The 18,172-nt window shown below is 75.9% G+C and carries 12 protein-coding genes; 4 read left to right on the forward strand and 8 right to left on the reverse strand.

Annotated features, from left to right (window positions below):
* Positions 1 to 23 precede the first annotated feature (23 nt).
* Positions 24 to 1,472, reverse strand: a complete 1,449-nt coding sequence (locus AB0883_RS15385; RefSeq protein WP_366641819.1) for an alpha-amylase family protein — start codon at positions 1,470 to 1,472, stop codon at positions 24 to 26.
* Between the two features lie 157 nt (positions 1,473 to 1,629).
* On the opposite strand from AB0883_RS15385, the gene AB0883_RS15390 reads away from it, so the two are divergent.
* Both AB0883_RS15390 and AB0883_RS15395 read left to right on the forward strand, forming a co-directional pair.
* Complete coding sequence (locus tag AB0883_RS15390) at positions 1,630 to 3,408, forward strand: hypothetical protein (protein WP_366641820.1); 1,779 nt, start codon at positions 1,630 to 1,632, stop codon at positions 3,406 to 3,408.
* Positions 3,405 to 4,871, forward strand: a complete 1,467-nt coding sequence (locus AB0883_RS15395; protein ID WP_366641821.1) for an NADH-ubiquinone oxidoreductase-F iron-sulfur binding region domain-containing protein — start codon at positions 3,405 to 3,407, stop codon at positions 4,869 to 4,871. The genes AB0883_RS15390 and AB0883_RS15395 overlap by 4 nt, the downstream gene beginning before the upstream one ends.
* A 22-nt stretch (positions 4,872 to 4,893) precedes the next feature.
* Here the strand turns inward: AB0883_RS15395 and serS are convergent, their stop codons facing one another.
* From serS to AB0883_RS15420, 5 genes are all read right to left on the reverse strand, one after another.
* A complete protein-coding gene (gene serS, locus AB0883_RS15400; protein ID WP_366641822.1) occupies positions 4,894 to 6,177 on the reverse strand; it encodes a serine--tRNA ligase in 1,284 nt (427 codons plus the stop codon).
* Positions 6,178 to 6,330: 153 nt separating this feature from the next.
* Entirely contained in the window at positions 6,331 to 7,407 is a 1,077-nt protein-coding gene (locus tag AB0883_RS15405; RefSeq protein ID WP_366642229.1) for a MerR family transcriptional regulator, read from the reverse strand.
* A gap of 136 nt (positions 7,408 to 7,543) precedes the next feature.
* Positions 7,544 to 8,725, reverse strand: a complete 1,182-nt coding sequence (locus AB0883_RS15410; RefSeq protein WP_366641823.1) for a saccharopine dehydrogenase NADP-binding domain-containing protein — start codon at positions 8,723 to 8,725, stop codon at positions 7,544 to 7,546.
* Between the two features lie 44 nt (positions 8,726 to 8,769).
* On the reverse strand, positions 8,770 to 9,948 hold the full coding sequence (locus AB0883_RS15415) for a zinc-dependent alcohol dehydrogenase (RefSeq protein WP_366641824.1): 1,179 nt from the start codon (positions 9,946 to 9,948) through the stop codon (positions 8,770 to 8,772).
* Positions 9,945 to 10,394 carry a hypothetical protein gene (locus AB0883_RS15420; protein ID WP_366641825.1) on the reverse strand — a complete coding sequence of 150 codons (450 nt, stop codon included), beginning with the start codon at positions 10,392 to 10,394 and terminating at the stop codon, positions 9,945 to 9,947. The genes AB0883_RS15415 and AB0883_RS15420 overlap by 4 nt, the downstream gene beginning before the upstream one ends.
* Positions 10,395 to 10,586: 192 nt before the next feature.
* Here AB0883_RS15420 and AB0883_RS15425 point away from each other — a divergent pair, with 192 nt between their 5' ends.
* Positions 10,587 to 13,508 carry a LuxR C-terminal-related transcriptional regulator gene (locus AB0883_RS15425; RefSeq protein ID WP_366641826.1) on the forward strand — a complete coding sequence of 974 codons (2,922 nt, stop codon included), beginning with the start codon at positions 10,587 to 10,589 and terminating at the stop codon, positions 13,506 to 13,508.
* A 253-nt stretch (positions 13,509 to 13,761) separates the two neighbouring features.
* Here the strand turns inward: AB0883_RS15425 and AB0883_RS15430 are convergent, their stop codons facing one another.
* Together AB0883_RS15430 and AB0883_RS15435 are read right to left on the reverse strand one after the other, a co-directional pair.
* Complete coding sequence (locus AB0883_RS15430; RefSeq protein ID WP_366641827.1) at positions 13,762 to 14,307, reverse strand: DsbA family protein; 546 nt, start codon at positions 14,305 to 14,307, stop codon at positions 13,762 to 13,764.
* A gap of 85 nt (positions 14,308 to 14,392) precedes the next feature.
* Entirely contained in the window at positions 14,393 to 15,079 is a 687-nt protein-coding gene (locus AB0883_RS15435; RefSeq protein ID WP_366641828.1) for a BON domain-containing protein, read from the reverse strand.
* A gap of 281 nt (positions 15,080 to 15,360) precedes the next feature.
* Here AB0883_RS15435 and AB0883_RS15440 point away from each other — a divergent pair, with 281 nt between their 5' ends.
* Positions 15,361 to 18,090 (forward strand): cellulose binding domain-containing protein, encoded by a 2,730-nt coding sequence (locus tag AB0883_RS15440; RefSeq protein WP_366641829.1) that lies wholly within the window; start codon positions 15,361 to 15,363, stop codon positions 18,088 to 18,090.
* Positions 18,091 to 18,172: the final 82 nt, after the last annotated feature.

Consider the following 18,172-nt stretch of genomic DNA (forward strand, 5'->3'; position numbering starts at 1 on the left):
GGACGGGGTCCGTAGCGGGGGTCTCAGCTCAGCCGCGCGCCCACGTGGATGGCGATCGCGTCGTGGGCCGGTACGTTCGCGGCGAACCAGCCGCCGCCGTCCACGGTGATCACCGGCCCGCTGCACGTGCCGTTGCTGAAGGTGCCGTGGATGACGTCGCAGTAGCGGCCGGCCGGCAGCCCGGTCTGGTACGAACGCCCGGTGACCGCGGAGTCCTCGTCGTTGATCGTGACGTAGCCCTTGCCGGACCGGCCGAAGGCGATGTGGTTGTTGCCGTTGTCGTACCAGTTGACGACGCCGGCGCCCTCGGTGGCGTTGCGGAAGCCGACCATGTTGGCGACGACCGGCCAGCGGTGCTCGCACTCCCAGCCGGAGTAGCAGGTGGCGTCGAGCGTCCTGCCGGAGCTGTCCGAGGGCGGGCCCTGGTCGCGCTGGCTGAACGTGTAGCTCGACATCACCGTCGGGGAGCCGTACGGCCAGGCGAGCATGAACGCGTTGGCCAGCGCGTAGATGCCCCGGTCGCGGTAGGTCAGCACCCCGCCGACGTCGCGCTGGGTGTCATGGTTGTCCACGAAGACACCGGCCGAGCCGCTGGGCAGGTGCCCCCACCCCTCGCCGAAGTTGCGCAGGTAGGCGAGCTTCTCGGAGCGGAAGACCCGGGCGAGGTCCTTGCCGTAGCGGAACTCGTGCACGTCGCCGTTGCCGGTGTACTCGCCCGGCTGGATCGGCTCGCCGGCGCCGTGGATCACCTCCTGCACGATGTACGCCGAGCGCGACAGCTTGCCCTTGATGGCGGCGATGTCCGCGGCCGGCATGTGCTTGCTGGCGTCCATCCGGAAGCCGTCGACGCCCAGCGAGAGCAGGTCGTTCAGGTAGCCCGCGATCTTCGTCCGGACGTAGTCCGACTCGGTCTTCAGGTCGGCGAGGTTGACCAGCTCGCAGTTCTGCACCTCCCACCGGTCGTTGTAGTTGGCGATGTCGTCGCCGCCGTTGCGCCCGCAGTGGTGGAAGTCCTGCGTCTGGTAGATCCCGGGGTAGTCGTAGTGCCCGTACGACGAGCCGGCCCAGCCGGTGCCGCCGTTGTCCTGCCCGGACATGTGGTTGACGACCGCGTCGACGACCACCTTGACGCCGGCGGCGTGGCAGGCGTCGACCATGGACTTGAACTGGGCGCGGGTGCCCTTGCGGGACTCGATCCGGTAGCTGACCGGCTGGTACGCCAGCCACCACTGCGAGCCCCGGACGTGCTCCTGGGGCGGCGAGACCTGCACCCAGCCGTAGCCCTTCGGGCCGAGGGTGGTGCGGCACTCGGTGGCCACCGAGGACCAGTTCCACTCGAAGAGGTTGGCGATGACCTTCTTGCCGCCCGCCGGGGCCGCGCCGGCCGGGGGCGCGGTCGCGGCGGTGGGGACGATCAGGCCGGCGATCACGCCGAGGGCGACGATCGCCGACAACCGTCGACGTCTCTGCATGGGAGGACTCCTGACGGGGCGTGGGGGACGGGGGCGGTGGCGAGGCCGAGAGGCCCCGATGGTGCCGGGATCTTGCAGTAGGGCTTGAAAATTTCCGAAAGGTTACAAGCGCATTGCAAGCACTGTCAATGCATGGGCATGTGTGGATGCGCGCCGGGTGGCCGCGTTCGGGGCGATCGGGCCGCCCGCGCGCAAGGAGGCGGGCGGTTCGACGACCGTGCGGGGGAATTTCCGCGCGCCGGTGATCCGCCCGCCGCGTCGGTCCGTACTCGATGGGGAACAGGGCCGGCCGGTGGTGCGCCGCCGCGAGACGATCGAGGAGCAGATGGGCCGGGCACAACGCAACCAGAAGCCGCCCACCGTCCGGACCACCAGCACCAGCCGGGGGGCCCGCACCCGGTCCCGGTCCGCGGTGGCCCTGCTGACGCTCTCGGCGCTCGCCGCGCTGTGGGCCGCCACCATGCTGACCGGCGTCGGCTCGGCCGCGTACGCGTACGGCTTCTTCTTCACCGAGTTCTTCGCCGGGGTCGTCGCCCTCGTGGCGTTGAGCCTCACCGTGATGATGGGGCTGCTCGCCACCGACCGGCTGGTGCTGCTGATCCGGCACCGGGTGCTGCTCCAGTCCGCGCACCGGGCCACCGGCATCCTCGGCGTCGCCGGGCTGGTCTTCCACGTGCTCACGAAGATCGCCACCGGCCGGGCGGCGAGCACCGACGCGGTGGTCCCCTTCGTCGGTGGGCGGGGCCTCTACGTCGGCCTCGGCACGGTGTCCGCCCTGCTGATGGTGAGCGTGCTCTGGACCGGTGTCGTCCGGGCCCGCTTCGCCGGGGTCGGTCCGAAGTGGCTCTGGCGCACGCTGCACTCGGCCGCGTACCTCTCCTGGCCGTTCGCCATCGTGCACGGGCTCAACGCCGGGCGGCCCGCGAAGCCCTGGGTGATGCTGAGCTACCTGGCCTGCGTCCTGCTGGTCGTGCTGGCGCTGCTGGTCCGCCTCTCCGTGAGCCTCGGCCGGCGCCGCCGGGAGCAGCACCAGGCCGCCGTGATGAACCAGGCCCTGGCCGGGCGGCCGGCCGAGGACGCCCCGCGCCGGTCGCTGGTGCGGGGTCTGACCCGACGCGCCGACCGGACGGCGGAGCCGGAGGGGCACGCGGGGACCCGGTCGGCCACCACGGTCGCCGGCGCCACGGTCGCCGGCACCTGGTCCGCCCCCGCCGCGCGGCGTCGCGACCCGGGGCGGTTCACCGTGCCGGCCGTGCCCGAGCCCGGCATGCTCCGCGACCCGGCACGCCCCCGCCGCCGGCCCGAGGAGGAACTCGCCCCGACCGGGCGGCGCCGAGGCGAGGAGGAGCCCGCGTCGACCGCGCGCCGCCGGCGGGAGGAGGAGGGACCCGCGTCGACCGGCCGTCGGCGGGAGGAGGAGCCGGCGTCGACCGGCCGCCGCCGGCGCGGGGACGAACCCGCCCCCGCCGGCCGGCGCCGCCACGGCGGGGAGACCCCTCGCCGGGACCGGGCCGAGCGGGACGCGGAGCGACGCCACACCGCGCCGCCGCGCCGCCGCGAGGTGGCCGAGGAGCCCTGGGACAGCCCGCGGCGCTGGGAACCGAGCGACCCGATCTCCGCCGGGCCCGTGTCCGCCGGGCGCGTGTCCGCCGGGCGCGTGTCCGCCGGGCGCGTGTCCGCCGCGCCGCGCGGCGGCGGCGGCCGGCACAGCGTCGAGGACGACCGGGACCTCGAACCGGACTACTGGCGGCCCCCGGTCCGGTACGTCCCCGAGGAGGTACCGCTGCCGGCCGACGACACCCCGACCCTGGTCGACCTCGCGTCCCGGCGGGCGCGCCGGGCCGCCGGCGAGAGCCGGTCGGCCCGCCGCCGCCGGGTCAACGCCGACGCCGTCGACGGGGCGTACTGGGCCGGGCTGCGGGGTGAGGCGAAGTGACGCGGACGACCGTGCCCCCGGTGGCCTGCGTCGGCGAGCCCCGGCTCACCGCCGGCTTCGCCGAGTACGGCCGGCTCGACCTGCTCGCCCACGAGGAGGTGCACGGGCCGGTCGGGCCGATGGAACCGGCCACCCTGCTCCGGCTCGCCGAGGGCGTCCAACTCAAGGGCAAGGGCGGGGCGGGCTTCCCGTTCGCCAGGAAGCTCCGCGCGGTGCTGGAGTCCTGCGAGCGGCGGGACCTCCCGGCGGTGGTGGTGGTCAACGCCACCGAGGGGGAGCCGGCGAGCTGGAAGGACAAGGTGCTGCTCACCCGGGCCCCGCACCTGGTCCTCGACGGCGCCGCACTGGCCGCGTACGCGCTGGACGCCGACGAGATCGTCGTCGGGGTGGCCGACGGCGGGGTGGGCCGCGACTCCCTGACCGACGCGCTGGAGGAACGCCGGATGCCGGCGCCGACCAGCATCGTCACCGTGCCGCACCGGTTCATCTCCGGCGAGGGCGGAGCCCTGGTCAACGGCATCAACGGCCTGCCGCACATCCCGCCGGGCACCAGGCGACGCTCCAGCGACTCCGGCGTCGGCGGCCTGCCCACCCTGCTCTCCAACGCCGAGACGTACGCCCAGCTCGCGGTCGCCGCCCGGCTCGGCCCGTACGAGTACGCGGCGCTCGGCACCGACGACGAGCCGGGCACCGTGCTGCTCACCGTCACCGGCGCGGCCGGACGCCCGGCGGTGGTGGAGTGCGCGGCCGGCACGCCGCTGCGGGAGATCCTCGACCTGTGCGAGGTGCCGGACGGGCCGGGCATCCTGACGGGCGGCTACCACGGCAGGTGGATCACCCGGGAGGCCGCCGACCGGGCGGAGATCTCCCGCAAGGGGCTGGCCGCCGTGGGCGGCACCCTCGGCGCGGGCATCCTCGTCCCGCTCGGCGCGGACACCTGCCCGCTCGGCGAGGCCGCCCAGGTGGTGCGCTACCTGGCCGGCGAGTCCGCGGGGCAGTGCGGCCCGTGCCGGATGGGCCTGCCCGACCTGGCCCGCGCCGTCGACCTGGCGGTTTCCGGCAGCGCCCCGGTGGAGGTGGTCCGCGCCGCCGCGGGCGACGTGAAGGGCCGTGGGGCGTGCAGCCACCCCGACGGTACGGCCCGGTTCGCGCTCTCCGCGATGGAGGTGTTCGCCGATGACCTGCGGCTGCACACCACCGGCGAGGGCTGTGGCCGGCGGGTCAGGGCGGTGCTGGGCCTGCCGGGCGCCCCCGACCCGGACCCGCAACGACTCACGCTGGACTGGTCCCGCTGCGACGGGCACGGGCTGTGCGCGCACGTGGTGCCGGACTTCATCCGGCTCGACGGGAACGGCTACCCCGCCTTCCCGCCCACCCCCGTGCCGACCTGGCTGCGCGAGGGCGCGCGCAAGGCGGTCAGGGTCTGCCCCGAACTCGCGCTGCGCCTCACCCCCGCCCCCTGAGGAGGCGGGGGAGGCCGGCGGGTCAGCGGGGGGTCAGGCGGTCGGTGCCCAGGCGGGCCTGGAGGACCTCGGGAACCAGCACCGAGCCGTCGGGCTGCTGGAACTGCTCCAGGATGGCCGGGAAGAGCCGGCTGGTGGCCAGCGCCGACCCGTTGAGGGTGTGCACGAAGCGGGTCTGCTTGCCGCCCGGCTCGCGGTAGCGGATGGCCGCCCGGCGCGCCTGGTAGTCGCCGGCCCAGGAAACCGACGACACCTCCTTGTACTTGCCGGTGCTCGGCATCCACACCTCGATGTCGAGGGTCTTCTTCATCGACGCGCTGGCGTCACCCGCCGACAGCAGGGTGCGCTGGTAGTGCAGGCCCAGCTTCTCCACCAGGCTCTCCGCGTGCAGGAGCATCTCCTCCAGCGCGGCGTCGGCCTGCTCCGGCAGGCAGAACTGGAAGATCTCCACCTTGTTGAACTGGTGGCCCCGGACGGTGCCCCGCTCGTCCGAGTGCGAACCGGCCGCCTCGCGGCGGTAGCAGGGGGTGTACGCGAACGCCTTCAGCGGCAGCTTCGCCGTCTCCAGGATCTCGTCCTGGTACGCCCCGAGGATCGCCGTCTCCGAGGTGGGCAGCAGGAACTGGCCGCGCGGGGCGGACTCCCGGTCCAGGTGGTAGACGTCGTCGTAGAACTTCGGAAACTGCCCGGCGGCGAACCCGGCGGTGTCCAGCAGCAGGTGCGGCGGGAGCAGGAACTCGTAGCCGGCGCCGATGTGCTCGTCGACGAAGAAATTGAGCAGCGCCCACTCCAGCCGGGCACCCATGCCCGTGTACATCCAGAAGCCGGAGCCGCCGAGCTTGACCCCGCGCTCGTGGTCGACCAGGCCCAGCATCCGGCTCAGCTCGACGTGGTCGCGGACCTTCTCGATCACCGGCGGCTCGCCGAAGGCCCGGACGACCCGGTTGGCCTCCTTGCCACCCGCCACCACGTCGTCGGCGGGCAGGTTGGGCAGCTCGCTCATCACGGTGCGCAGCCGCGCCTGCACCTCGTCCAGCTCGGACTCCAGCTCGGCGAGCTGCTTGCGCCCCGCCTCCGGCGTGGAGACCTCCGGCTCGGTGCCGGCCCGCTTCGCCGCCGCGTAGGCGCGCGCCTCGGCCTTGCGGCGCTGCCGCTCGCCGTCGATGCCACTGATCAGGGCACGGCGTTCCTGGTCGAGCCGCTGGATCTCGTCCAGGGCCCGGTTGACCTCGGCGGGATCCAGTCGCTTCGCCAGCGCGGTCGCCACCGCCTCGCGATCCTTCCGGATCAACTCCATGTCGAGCATGCTGCTCCGTACGCTCCGTCCGGACGTCGGGTGGACCCACCGATGCTACCGTCGCGGCCCGTCACGCCCCGGCCCGGTCTCGACGGCCCCGCGCGGCCGGCGTCGCGCCCCGGCAACGCCGGCCGGCGCGGCGGGTCGGGGCCGGCGCGGCGGTCAGAGCCGGATGGGCATCAGGACGGAGAACGCGTCGACGTCGTCCGTCCGGCGCACGGCCAGCGGGGTGATCGGCCCGTCCAGCTCCAGCAGCAACTGGCCCCGGCCGGCCGCGTCGAGGGCCTCGAGCAGGTAGCCGCCGTTCACCCCGACGCGGAACGCGTCGGCCTCCCCGGTCAGCTCGTCCGCCCCGAGCAGCCGCACCCCGCCCTGGCCGTCCGGGCCGAGCACGGTCACCGCGAGCGGGGCGCCGTCGTGCCGGCGGACGACGACGGGGGCGTCGGCGCTGGTCAGGGCCGCTCGCAGGGCGTCGGCGTCGACCGTCAGCCGGTGCGCCGGCCGGCCGTCGGGCGTCGGGCGGAGCAGCCGGCGGTGGTCCGGGAAGTCGTACGGCAGGGCGGCGGCGTCGACCGTGCGGCCGGCGACGCGGACGGAGATCGTGCCGGCGTCGACCGTCAGCCGGGCCTCGGGGGTGCTCCCCGCGCCGGTGTCGAGCAGGGCCCGCACCTCGTCGACGAAGGCGACCGGCGCGAGCACCCGCACCGCCGGCCCGTCGACCCGGGCGTCCGCCCGCGCGACGGCCAGCCGGTGCCGGTCGGTCGCCACCAGCCGTACGCCGTCGGCGTCGGACTCGAACAGCACGCCGGCCAGCACCGGCAGGTCGGGATCGGCGCAGACGGCGAAGCGGACCGCGTCCACGGCGGCGGCCAGGTCGACGCGGGACAGGACGAGACGGGTGGTGGTGGCGGGCTCCCCGGAACCGATCAGCGTACGGATCCGGGACAGCTCGCGGCGGGCGTCGGCGAGACCGTCCTCCAACCGGCGCAGGTGCGCGTCGAGCAGGCGGTGGACCTGTGCCGGCTCGGCGCGCAGCGCAGCGGCGATCTCGGCGACCGGCATGCCGACCCGGCGCAGCCCGGCCACCAGCCGGGCGGGCGCCACCTGTTCGCCCGTGTACCAGCGGTAGCCGGTCACCGGGTCGACCAGGGCCGGGGCCAGCACCCCGGCCGAGTCGTAGAACCGCAGGGCGCTCACGGTCAACCCGCTGGCCCGGGCCAGCTCGCCGATGCTGCGCAGGTCGCTCTCCACGGCGTCGATCCTGCCGCCTCGACCTGGTCGAGGGTCAACCCGCCGACCTCTGCTCCCGCCGCTGCGTGGGCCGCCTCCGTCCGGTCCGGCTCCCGGACCCGTTCGGTCCGGGGTCCGCACCCCGTCAGCCCGGGGTGTCCAGCACCCGGAAGGTCATCCCCGCCCGCACCAGCCGGTCCAGCAGCGCGTCGCCCATCGCCGTCACCGGCGTGACCTGACCCGCCGTGACCGGCAGTTCGTCGCCGGCCAGGCAGAGCGCCGACTCGGCGAGCATCTTCGCCGTCTCGTCGTAGCCGGGGTCGCCGCCGGCGACCTCGGTCAGCACCCGCCGCCCGCCGCCCGTGCCGACGAACCGGACCCGGAACCAGGACTTCGCCCGCTGCTGCGGCGTCGGCCCCTGCCCGGAGGCGAGCCGGCCGAGCAGCCAGCGCCGGGTCGGTGGCAGCTTCACCAGGGCCACCAGCCCGCCCAGCCCGACCCCGCCGGCCAGCACCGTGGGCAGCCGCTTCACGGCCGCGAAGTGCCGGTAGCGGAAGTCCGGCCCGTACTCCGGGCGGGCGGCGGCCGAGCGGCGGACCACCTGCGGGTCGATGGTCGGCAGCGGCACGATCCACATGCCCAGCTCCTTGGCGCGGGCGACCCGGCCCGGCACCGCGCGTACCCGCCGCCCGGTCGGTCGCGGCTCGACCTGCCGCCGCTCGCGGGCCGCCCGGGACGCCTGCGCCGTGCGGGAGAAGGCGGTGAGCGCCGAGTGGTACGTGCCGGCGGAGAACCGCCCGCCGGCCCGGACGAACCCGTCGACGGTGATCGGCACGTCGTCCGGGAGGTGCTTGAGCGTGAACCAGACGCCCAGGTCGTGCGGGATCGAGTCGAACCCGCAGGCGTGCACCAGCCGCGCCCCGGTGCGCTCCGCCTCGGCGTGGTGGCGCACGTACATGAGGTCGACGAACTCGGGCTCGCCGGTGATGTCGAGGTAGTCGGTGCCGGCGTGGGCGCAGGCGGCGACCAGCGGCTCCCCGTGGTGCACGTACGGGCCGACGGTGGTGGCCACCACCCGGGCGCTCTCGGCGACCGCCCGCAGCGACTGCGCGTCGGTGACGTCGGCGGTGAGCAGGGGCAGCCCGGCCAGCGCCGGGTCGATCGCGGCCAGCCGGTCCCGTACGGCGGCCAGCTTGCCGGGGTTGCGTCCCGCGAGCGCCCAGCGCAGCCCCGGCGGGGCGTTGCGGGCCAGGTACTCGGCGGTCAGCCCTCCGGTGAAGCCGGTGGCCCCGAAGAGGACCACGTCGTACGTCCGCTGCTCACGCATCCGCCGAGTCTGCCACCCGGCCCGGCGGGCCGCAGCGCTCCGTCTCAGCCGGCGGCGGCCGGAGGATCGGGGCTGAGTACGGCGCGGACGCAGCCGTCGGCCCGGTCCCGGAACAGCGCGTACGCCTCCGCGCCCCGCTCCAGCGGCAGCCGGTGGGTGGCCAGGTGCTCGGTACGCAGCTCGTCGCGGGCCATCCGCTCCAGCAGCATCGGGATGTACCGCTGCCCGTGCTGCCGCGCGCCCCGCACCGTCAGTCCCTTGTTGGTGACCGCCCCGAGCGGGAAGGTGTCGACGAAGCCCGTGAACTCGCCGAGCAGGAAGACCGAACCGCCCTTGCGGCAGGCGTGCACGGCCTCCCGGACGGCGGCCGGTCGCTCGGCGCCGCCGGTGAACCGCTCGGCCAGCGACCGGGGGCCGTGCCCGTTCCAGGCCGCCCCCACCGCCTCGACGCACACGTCCGGGCCCCGCCCGCCGGTGCGCTCGCGCAGCTCGGCGGTGACGTCGGCGAGCCGGTGGTCGATCGTCTCCGCGCCGGCGTGCCGTTCGGCCATCCGCAGCCGCTCGTCCTCGGCGTCGACGACGATGACCCGCTCCGCGCCGAGCAGCCACGCCGCCCGGGCCGCGAGCTGCCCGACCGCGCCCGCGCCCCAGACCGCCACCACGTCGCCGGGGCGCACCTGGCCGAGGTCCGCGCCCATCCAGCCGGCCGGCGCGGCGTCGGAGGCGAACAGCGCGCGGTCGTCGCTGACCGCCTCCGGCACGGTGAACGCGCCCACGTCCGCGTACGGCACCCGGACGTACTCGGCGTGGCTGCCGGCGAAGCCGCCCATCGCCCGGGGCTGGCCGAACGCCCCGCCGGTGGGGTGGCCCCAGGCCGCCTCGGCGACGGCCGGGTCGGCGCTGCCGTTGTCGCAGCAGGAGGGCAGGTCGCGCCGGCAGTACCAGCAGCTGCCGCAGGCCACCGACGAGCAGACCACCACCCGGTCGCCGACCCGGTGCCGGCGCACCTCCGGCCCGACCTCGACCACCTCGCCGAGGAACTCGTGCCCGAGCACGTCGCCGACGGCGAGGAACGGCACCCGCCCGGCCAGCAGCGGCAGGTCCCCGCCACAGGTGGCGCTCTGCCGGACCCGGACGACGACGTCGTGGCCGTTGCGCAGCTCCGGGTCGGGCACCTGCCGTACCGCCAGCTCGCCCGCGCCCACCCAGCACAGCGCCCTCATCGCGGCGGTCCCGCCGGGCGGTCGGCCGGCCGGCGGTCCGCGCGGAGCACCTCACCGGTCTCGGCGAGCTGCTTGACCTCCCGCAGCGCCCGGCGGACCAGCAGGCCGGGATCGTCGCCGACCAGGTGGGCGGCGAGCCCCGCCGGGGCCGCCGCGCCGGGCACCGGCCGGGCCGCCAGCTCCGTGCCCCGGCAGCCAGGGGCCGGCCGCAGCTCGACCTGCACCGCGCGGCCGAGCCGGCGCAGCGGCTCCGGCCAGCGGCCGCCGGGCAGCACCTCGCCGGGCGCGCGGTCGACGGTCACCACCTGCCAGCGCGCGGGGCGCGGGTCGGCGCCGGCCGCGCGGGGCCAGGCCGACCCGCGCCGCCGTACAGCCAGCGCCCGGCCCGCCGCCACGACGGCGAGCGCCGCGCCGGTCGCGCCCGCCAGCCGTCCTATCCGATTCACCTCGGCCCCGCCTCCCGTTCCCCATTCCCCGCCGGACGCGCACCGGCGCGCGCGGCCGGTCGCCCGCGTACGACCAGGGTCGCCCGGGGCGGGGTGAAGCCGGGTCCCCCCGAAGGGGTGAACGGGCCCACGCCGGGTAACCGCCGCCCGCGGGACCTGGGGGAGTGGACGCATCGGTGGAGGGCGGGCCGGATGCCGGAGCACGTACGGGACAAGGGAGTCGTCGCGGTCGCGCCCGGGCGGGCCGGCACGCCGCTGCTGGCGTCGCGGCTGTGCCCCGCCCCGCCGCCGGAGCCGCTGGTGCTGCGGCCCCGGCTGCTGCGGGCGCTGGACGAGGGGACCGCCGGGCCGGTCACCCTGGTCCGCGCCCCGGCGGGGTGGGGCAAGACGACGCTGCTCGCCTCCTGGTTCCGGGCCGCCGGCCAGGCCGGCGCGCACCGGGGCCGGGTGGGGGAGGGGCCGGTGACCGCCGCCGCCGGAGGCCCCCGGGACGAGGGGCCGGCCGGTGCCGCGCCGGGCGACTTCGGCGCGGCGGCGGGCGAACCGGCGGAACCCGACCGGCCCCGGGCGGCCTGGGTCTCCGTGGAGGCCGGCGACGACGGGGACCGGCTCTGGTCCTACCTCGCGGCGGCGCTGCGCGCGGCCACGGACCCCGGCGACGACGTGGCGTCCCCGCCCGTGCCCGACCGACCGCCCCGCCCCGACCAGTTGGAGGTGCTGGCCGCGGCCCTCGCCGCCCGGGAACGGCCGGTGCTGCTGGTCCTGGACGACCTGCACCGGATCACCGACCCGGAGGCGCTGGCCGGACTGGAGTTCCTGCTCCGCCACGCCGAGCAGCGGCTGCGGCTGGTGGTCGGCGCCCGCGCCGGCATGCCGCTGGCCGTGCACCGGCTGCGGCTGGCCGGCGAGCTGACCGAGGTCGGCCCCGACGAACTGGCCTTCAGCGGCGACGAGGTCGCCGACCTGCTGACCGCGCACGGGGTGGCGCTGCCGGCGGCCGGGGTGCGGCGGCTGCGGGAACGCACCGGCGGCTGGCCGGCGGCGCTCCGTTTCGCCGCGCTGGCGCTGCGCGGGCAGCCGGACCCGGCCCGCTGGGCCGAGCAGTTCGGCGGCGACCAGCCGGAAGTGGCCGGCTACCTGCGCGAGGAGGTGCTCGCCGGGCTCGACCCGGCGGCGCGGGACGTGCTGCGCCGCTCCGCCGTCGCCGACGCGGTCTGCGCCGGCCTCGCCGACGCGCTGACCGGCCGGGCCGACGCCGAGCAGACGCTGGCCGGCCTGGCCGGTGACGGCGGGCTGCTGCGCCGCGACGACAGCCGCCCGCCCTGGTACCGGTGCCCACCGCTCCTGGCCGACCTGCTGCACGCGGAGCTGGGCCGGCTGCCCGCCGACGAACTGCGCGACCTGCACCTGCGCGCGGCCGGCTGGTACGCCGACAACGGGCGGCCCGCCGAGGGGCTGCGGCACGCGCTCGCCGGCGGCGACCACGACCGGGCCGCCGCGCTCTTCGTGGCCCGCTGGCCGGAGCTGGTCCCGTACGACCGGGACACGCCCGCCGGCCGTCCGCCCGCGCCCCCGCCGCCGGAGGCGGTGCGCCGCGACCCGGAGCTCGGGCTGGCCTGCGCCGCCGAGCGGGCCGGGGCCGGCGACGCCACCGCCGCCGCCGGGCACCTGCGCGGCGCCGTCGAGGCCGCGCGGACGCTGCCGGCGCCGCGCCGGGACCGGTTCCGGCGCCTGGTCACCGCGCTGGAACTCACCCTGGCCCGGCTGGCCGACGACCCCGAAGCGGTACGCGCCGCCGCGGCCCGACTGCTCGCCACCCGCCCCGCCCCGTCCCCGGCGTCGCCCGATCCGTCCGTGCCCCTGGTGCCGGCGTCCCCGGCCCCGTCGCCCGGCCCGTCCGTGTCCCCGCCGATGCCCGCCGAGCCGCGCGGCGCCGTCGCCGAGGACGCCGACGTGCGGGCGGTGGCCGGCACCGCGCTGGGCCTGGCCGACCTGGCGGACGGGGACCTGCCCGCCGCCGGTCTCGCCTTCGCCCGGTCGCTGTCGGCGGCCCGGGAGGCCGGGCGAGCGCGTACGGAGCTGGTCTGCGCCAGCCGGGCGGCCCTGCTGCACGCCGTCCGGGGCGAGCTGCGGGCCGCCGAGACCCTCGCCCGGGACGCCCTCGCCATGCCGCCCTGCCACGGCTGGTCCTGCCGCGAGGACTGCGCCCACGCGTACCTGGCGCTGGCCCTGGTCGCGCTGCACCGCGACCAGCCCGAGGAGGCGGAGGCGAACCTGGCACTGGCCACGCCGGCCACCGGCGAGCCCGTGGTGGGGGCGGTGGCGGCGCTGTGCCGGGCGTACCTGCTGCGGGACGCCGGTGACCTGCCCGAGGGCCACCGGGTGCTGGCCGAGGCGCGGGAGCGGCTGACCGGGCGCCCCCGGGCCGGCGAGCTGACGCACTGGCTGCTGGCCGCCGAGTCCGACGTACGCGGGGCACGGGGCGATCTGGGCGCCGCCCGGGACCTGCTCGCACGGGCACCCGACGCGACCGCCCCGCCGCTGGCCGTCGCGCTCGCCCGGGTGGAGTTGCGGGCCGGCGACCCGCGCGCCGCCGGGTACGCGCTGCCGGACTGGGAGTCGCCGGAGGCGGCCGGCTGGCCGCTGCCCGTACGCCTGGACGCCGCCGTGCTCGACGCGGTGCTGGCCGGGCGCGCGGGCGACGACCGGCGGGCCGGCCGACTGCTGGAGCGGGCCCTCGACCTGGCCGGTCCGGAGGGGTTCCGGCGGGCGTTCACGCGCGCCGAGCCCGGGGTCCGTGACCTGCTCGCCGCGCACCTGGACGCCGGTACGGCGCACTGGCCGACGGTCAGCGACCTGGTCCGGGGCGCCGACGCGCCGACCGAGCGGGCCCCGGCTGAGCGGGGCACGGGGGCGCTGGACGAGCCGCTGACCGAGCGGGAGCTGACGATCCTGCGCTACCTGCAGAGCATCCTGTCCAACGTGGAGATCGCGGCCGAACTGTCCCTGTCGGTCAACACGGTCAAGACCCACGTGCGCAACATCTACCGCAAGCTCGACGCCACCCGCCGCCGCGAAGCGGTCCGCCGAGCCCGCTCCCTCCACCTGATCTAACCCACGCCCCCGGCCCGCCTGCCCACCCACCGCCTGCCCGCCCTCTCCCCGGTGATCATGAGGTTTGCGTCTTGGGAATGCGCTTTCTGGCACGCAAACCTCATGATCACCGGTCCGGAGGCGGCCCGGGTGCGGCCCGGGTGCGGCCCGGGGGCGGTCCGGACGCGGTCCGGGGGCGGTCCGGAGCTTGGTCCGGAGTCCGGCCCGGGGCGGGTTCCGGAGGTGGTCCGGGTGGGCCGGGGGCGGTCGGTGGTCAGGGGGTGGCGGCGTCGACCGCCGTCAGGAGGTCCGCGACGTCGTAGTCCCCGTCGTGGCGGGTGCCGTTGACGAACAGGGTCGGGGTGGCGTGGACGCCGCTGCGGATGCCGCCCACGAAGTCCCGCCGCACCCGGTCGCCGTGCGCCTGTCGCTCCACCTCGGCGGTGACCTCGTTGGCGGGCAGGCCGAGCTGCTCCGCGCCGAGCGACAGGTGCACGGGGTCGAGCTGGTCCTGGTGCTCGTAGAGCCAGTCGTGCATCGCCCAGAACTGCCCGCGTTGGCCGGCCGCCTCGGTCGCCTCGGCGGCCTGCTCCGCGTACGGGTGCATGTTGGTGATCGGGAAGTGCCGGTACACCAGCCGCACCGTGTCGGCCCGCTGCCGCAGCAGCTCCCGCAGGTTCGCGTACGCGGCTCCGCAGAACCGGCACTGGAAGTCGGCGTACTCGACGACGGTCACCGGCGCGTCGACCGGGCCGCGGATGTGGTCGTGCCCGGTCACCGGGGTCCGCAGGCGGGCGGTGACCTGGAGTGGAGTCGTCATCGGGTGGTCCCCTCAGTCATGCCTCCCAGCCTTCGCCGCGACGGGGTGAGGGTGGCTCACCCCGCCCGGGTGGTCCGCGCCCGGCTCAGCCCAGCACCGGGGCGACCGCGATGTGGTTCTGCACCTCGCGGATGCCCGGCGCGCACCAGACGGTCCGTTCCACCTCGGCCCGCTCCGGCATCGAGTGGACCAGCCCGCCGAGCACCACGGTGTCGCCGTGCACCCGGACGGTGATCCGCTCCGCCTCGGTGGCCCCGTTGCGGGCCAGCGCGTCGACGATCCGCACCGCCAGGGCGTGCCCGTCCGGCCGGGCGTCCGGGCGCACGGTGATGCCGTTGCTGACTCCGCGTACGCCGGTCAGCCGGGCCACGGCGCGTTCGGCGGCGCGGCGCTGGTACTCCCAGTCCACCTCGCCGTGCAGCGTGACCCAGCCGTGCGAGACGGTCACGTCGAGCTGCTCCGGCGGGACGAACGCGTCCCACTCGAGCGCGTGCCCGGCCGCGGCGGCGATGTCCGGGTCGGCGCGTTCCGCGCCGGTGCCGAGGCGTACCGCCAGGTCGTTGGCGACCGCCCGGACGCGCGCCACCCGGTGCGCCGCCCGCTCGGCGGCCCACTTCTTGGCGTAGCTGTCCACCCGGCCGGTCAGCGTGACCACGCCCTCGGCGACCGTCACGCCGATCTCGTGCGGCCGTACCCGGGGTTCCCAGGTCAGCTCGTCGAGGACGGCCGACTGGATGTCCCGGTCGGTACGGCTGATCGTCTCGATGGCCATCTGTCACTCCTCACGGGATAGCTGTCCGGTGTGCACGGGCCCGCCGGGACCGATCCTGGCGCCGGCCGGGATGAGGGCCCCTCACCCGACCCGGGTGGTTCCTGGGAGCGCTTCCAGCAGGTCGGTGGAATCAGCTAGGGTAAGCCCGTTCCTCGGGTGCGGGAGCCGTCGCGCCGATGACCGGAGCCAGGGCAGCTCCGGCGCGTTTCCGCACGTCCCCGTTGCCGGGCGTGGCCGTCACCACGTCCGCTCCCGGCGTCCGAACCCGGAAGGAACCGCAGATGCGGAGAAGTTACGTCGGCGCGGTCGTGTCCGCGCTCGTCGTCGCCGCGGCCGTCGTGGCGGCACCGTTCACAGCGGCCGGCGCGCCCACCGCCGCCGCAGCCGCCGCCGAGCCGTACACCTGGAAGAACGTCCGGATCGACGGCGGCGGCTTCGTCCCCGGCATCGTCTTCAACCCCACCGAGAAGAACCTGATCTACGCCCGCACGGACATCGGCGGCATGTACCGGTGGGAGCAGGACCGGCAGTCCTGGACGCCGCTGCTGGACTGGGTCGGCGCCGACAAGTGGGGCTGGAACGGCGTGGTCAGCGTCGCCACGGACCCGGTGCAGACCAACCGCGTCTACGCGGCCGTCGGGATGTACACCAACGACTGGGACCCGAACAACGGCGCCATCCTCCGCTCGGCCGACAAGGGCGCCACCTGGCAGGTCACCGAGCTGCCGTTCAAGAACGGCGGGAACATGCCCGGCCGGGGCATGGGCGAGCGGCTCGCCGTCGACCCCAACAAGAACAGCATCCTGTACTACGGCGCCGAGGGCGGCAACGGCCTGTGGCGCAGCACCGACTTCGGGGCGACCTGGGCCAAGGTGGCCAACTTCCCCAACGTCGGCAACTACCGGGCCGACCCGAGCGACCCGAACGGCTACAACGGCCAGAACCAGGGCCTGACCTGGGTCAGCTTCGACAAGAGCACCGGTACGGCCGGCAACGCCACGCAGACCGTCTACGTCGGCGTGGCCGACAAGGAGAACCCGGTCTACCGCAGCACGAACGGCGGCGCGAGCTGGGAGCGGATCGCCGGGCAGCCGACCGGCTACCTCGCGCACAAGGGCGTCGTCGACCCGGTGGGCGGCTTCCTCTACATCGCCACCAGCGACACCGGCGGCCCGTACGACGGCGGCAAGGGCGACGTCTGGAAGTTCGACCGCGCCACCGGCGCGTGGACGCGGATCAGCCCGATCCCGTCCACCAGCACCGACGCGTACTTCGGCTACAGCGGCCTCACCATCGACCGGCAGAAGCCGAACACCCTGATGGTGGCCACCCAGATCTCGTGGTGGCCGGACGCGATCTTCTGGCGCAGCACCGACGGGGGCGCCACCTGGACCCGGATCTGGGAGTTCACCAGCTACCCGAACCGGTCCAAGCGCTACACCATGGACGTCAGCTCCGTGCCGTGGCTGACCTTCGGCAGCAACCCGGCCCCGCCGGAGGAGACCCCGAAGCTCGGCTGGATGAACGAGTCGGTCGAGATCGACCCGCACGACAGCAACCGCTTCCTGTACGGCACCGGCGCGACCATCTACGGCAGCACCGACCTCACCAAGTGGGACGCCGGCAGCCAGTTCACCATCAAGCCCATGGTGCGGGGGCTGGAGGAGACCGCGGTGCTCGACCTGGTCAGCCCGCCCTCCGGGGCGCCACTGGTCAGCGCGCTCGGCGACATCGGCGGCTTCCGGCACACCGACCTGGACGCCGTGCCGCCGATGATGTTCACCCAGCCGAACTTCACCAGCACCACCAGCCTGGACTACGCCGAGACGAAGCCGGCGGTGATGGTGCGGGCCGGCAACTTCGCCGACGCGGACCGCCCCAACGACAGCCACGTCGCGTTCTCCACCGACGGCGGGGCGAACTGGTTCCAGGGCACCGAGCCGTCCGGCGTCAACAGCGGCGGCACGGTCGCCGCGTCGGCCGACGGCAGCCGATTCGTCTGGGCGCCGGGCGACGCCGGCCAGCGGGTGGTGCACTCGGTCGGGTTCGGCACCTCGTGGGCCGCGTCGACGGGGGTCCCGGCCAACGCGACCATCGAGTCCGACCGGGTGAACCCGAACAAGTTCTACGCCTTCGCCGGCGGCAGGCTCTACGTCAGCACCGACGGCGGAGCGAGCTTCACCGCCTCGGCCGCCGCCGGCCTGCCCGCCACCGGCAACGTCAGGTTCAAGGCGTTGCCCGGCAAGGAGGGCGAGTTGTGGCTGGCCGGCGAGGGCGGGCTGTGGCGCTCGACCGACTCCGGGGCCACCTTCGCCAAGCTGGCGGCGGTGAGCACCGCCGGCAACGTCGGCTTCGGCAAGGCCGCGCCCGGCCGGACGTACCCGGCGCTGTACCTGTTCGGCACCGTGGACGGCCGACCCGGCGTGCACCGCTCGGACGACACCGGCGCGACCTGGGTACGGATCAACGACGACCAGCACCAGTACGGCAACGCGGGCGAGGCCCTGACCGGCGACCCCCGGGTCTACGGCCGGGTCTACCTCGGCACCAACGGCCGCGGCATCCTGGTGGCGGACCGGCTCGGTGGCACGCCCGACCCGACGCCGACCGCCTCCACCCCGCCGCCGACGACCCCGCCCCCGACCACGCCGCCGCCGACCACGCCGCCGCCGACCACGCCGCCCCCGACGACCCCGCCGCCCACCAGCGGGTGCACGGCGACGTACCGGGTGACCGGCTCCTGGCAGGGCGGCTTCCAGGGCGAGCTGGTGGTCCGCAACGCCGGCAGCGCGGCGATCGCGGGCTGGACGGTGGGCTGGAACTTCCCGGACGGTCAGAGGATCACCCAGCTCTGGGGCGGCACCCACACCCAGACCGGGGCGACCGTCTCCGTCCGTGACGCCGGCTGGAACGGCGCCCTCGGTGCGGGCGCCACCGCCACCGCCGGCTTCCTTGGCAGTACGACCGGGGCGAACACCGCGCCGGCCACCGTCACCTGCACCGCCCGCTGACGTCCGCTCCGCCGACCGCGCACCCCGTCCCCACCAGGGGCGTGACGTGCGCGGTCGTGCGGAGCGGCCGGTGTCCCGCCCG

Source organism: Micromonospora sp. NPDC047812 (genome assembly GCF_040704175.1).
Taxonomy (GTDB): Bacteria; Actinomycetota; Actinomycetes; order Mycobacteriales; family Micromonosporaceae; genus Micromonospora.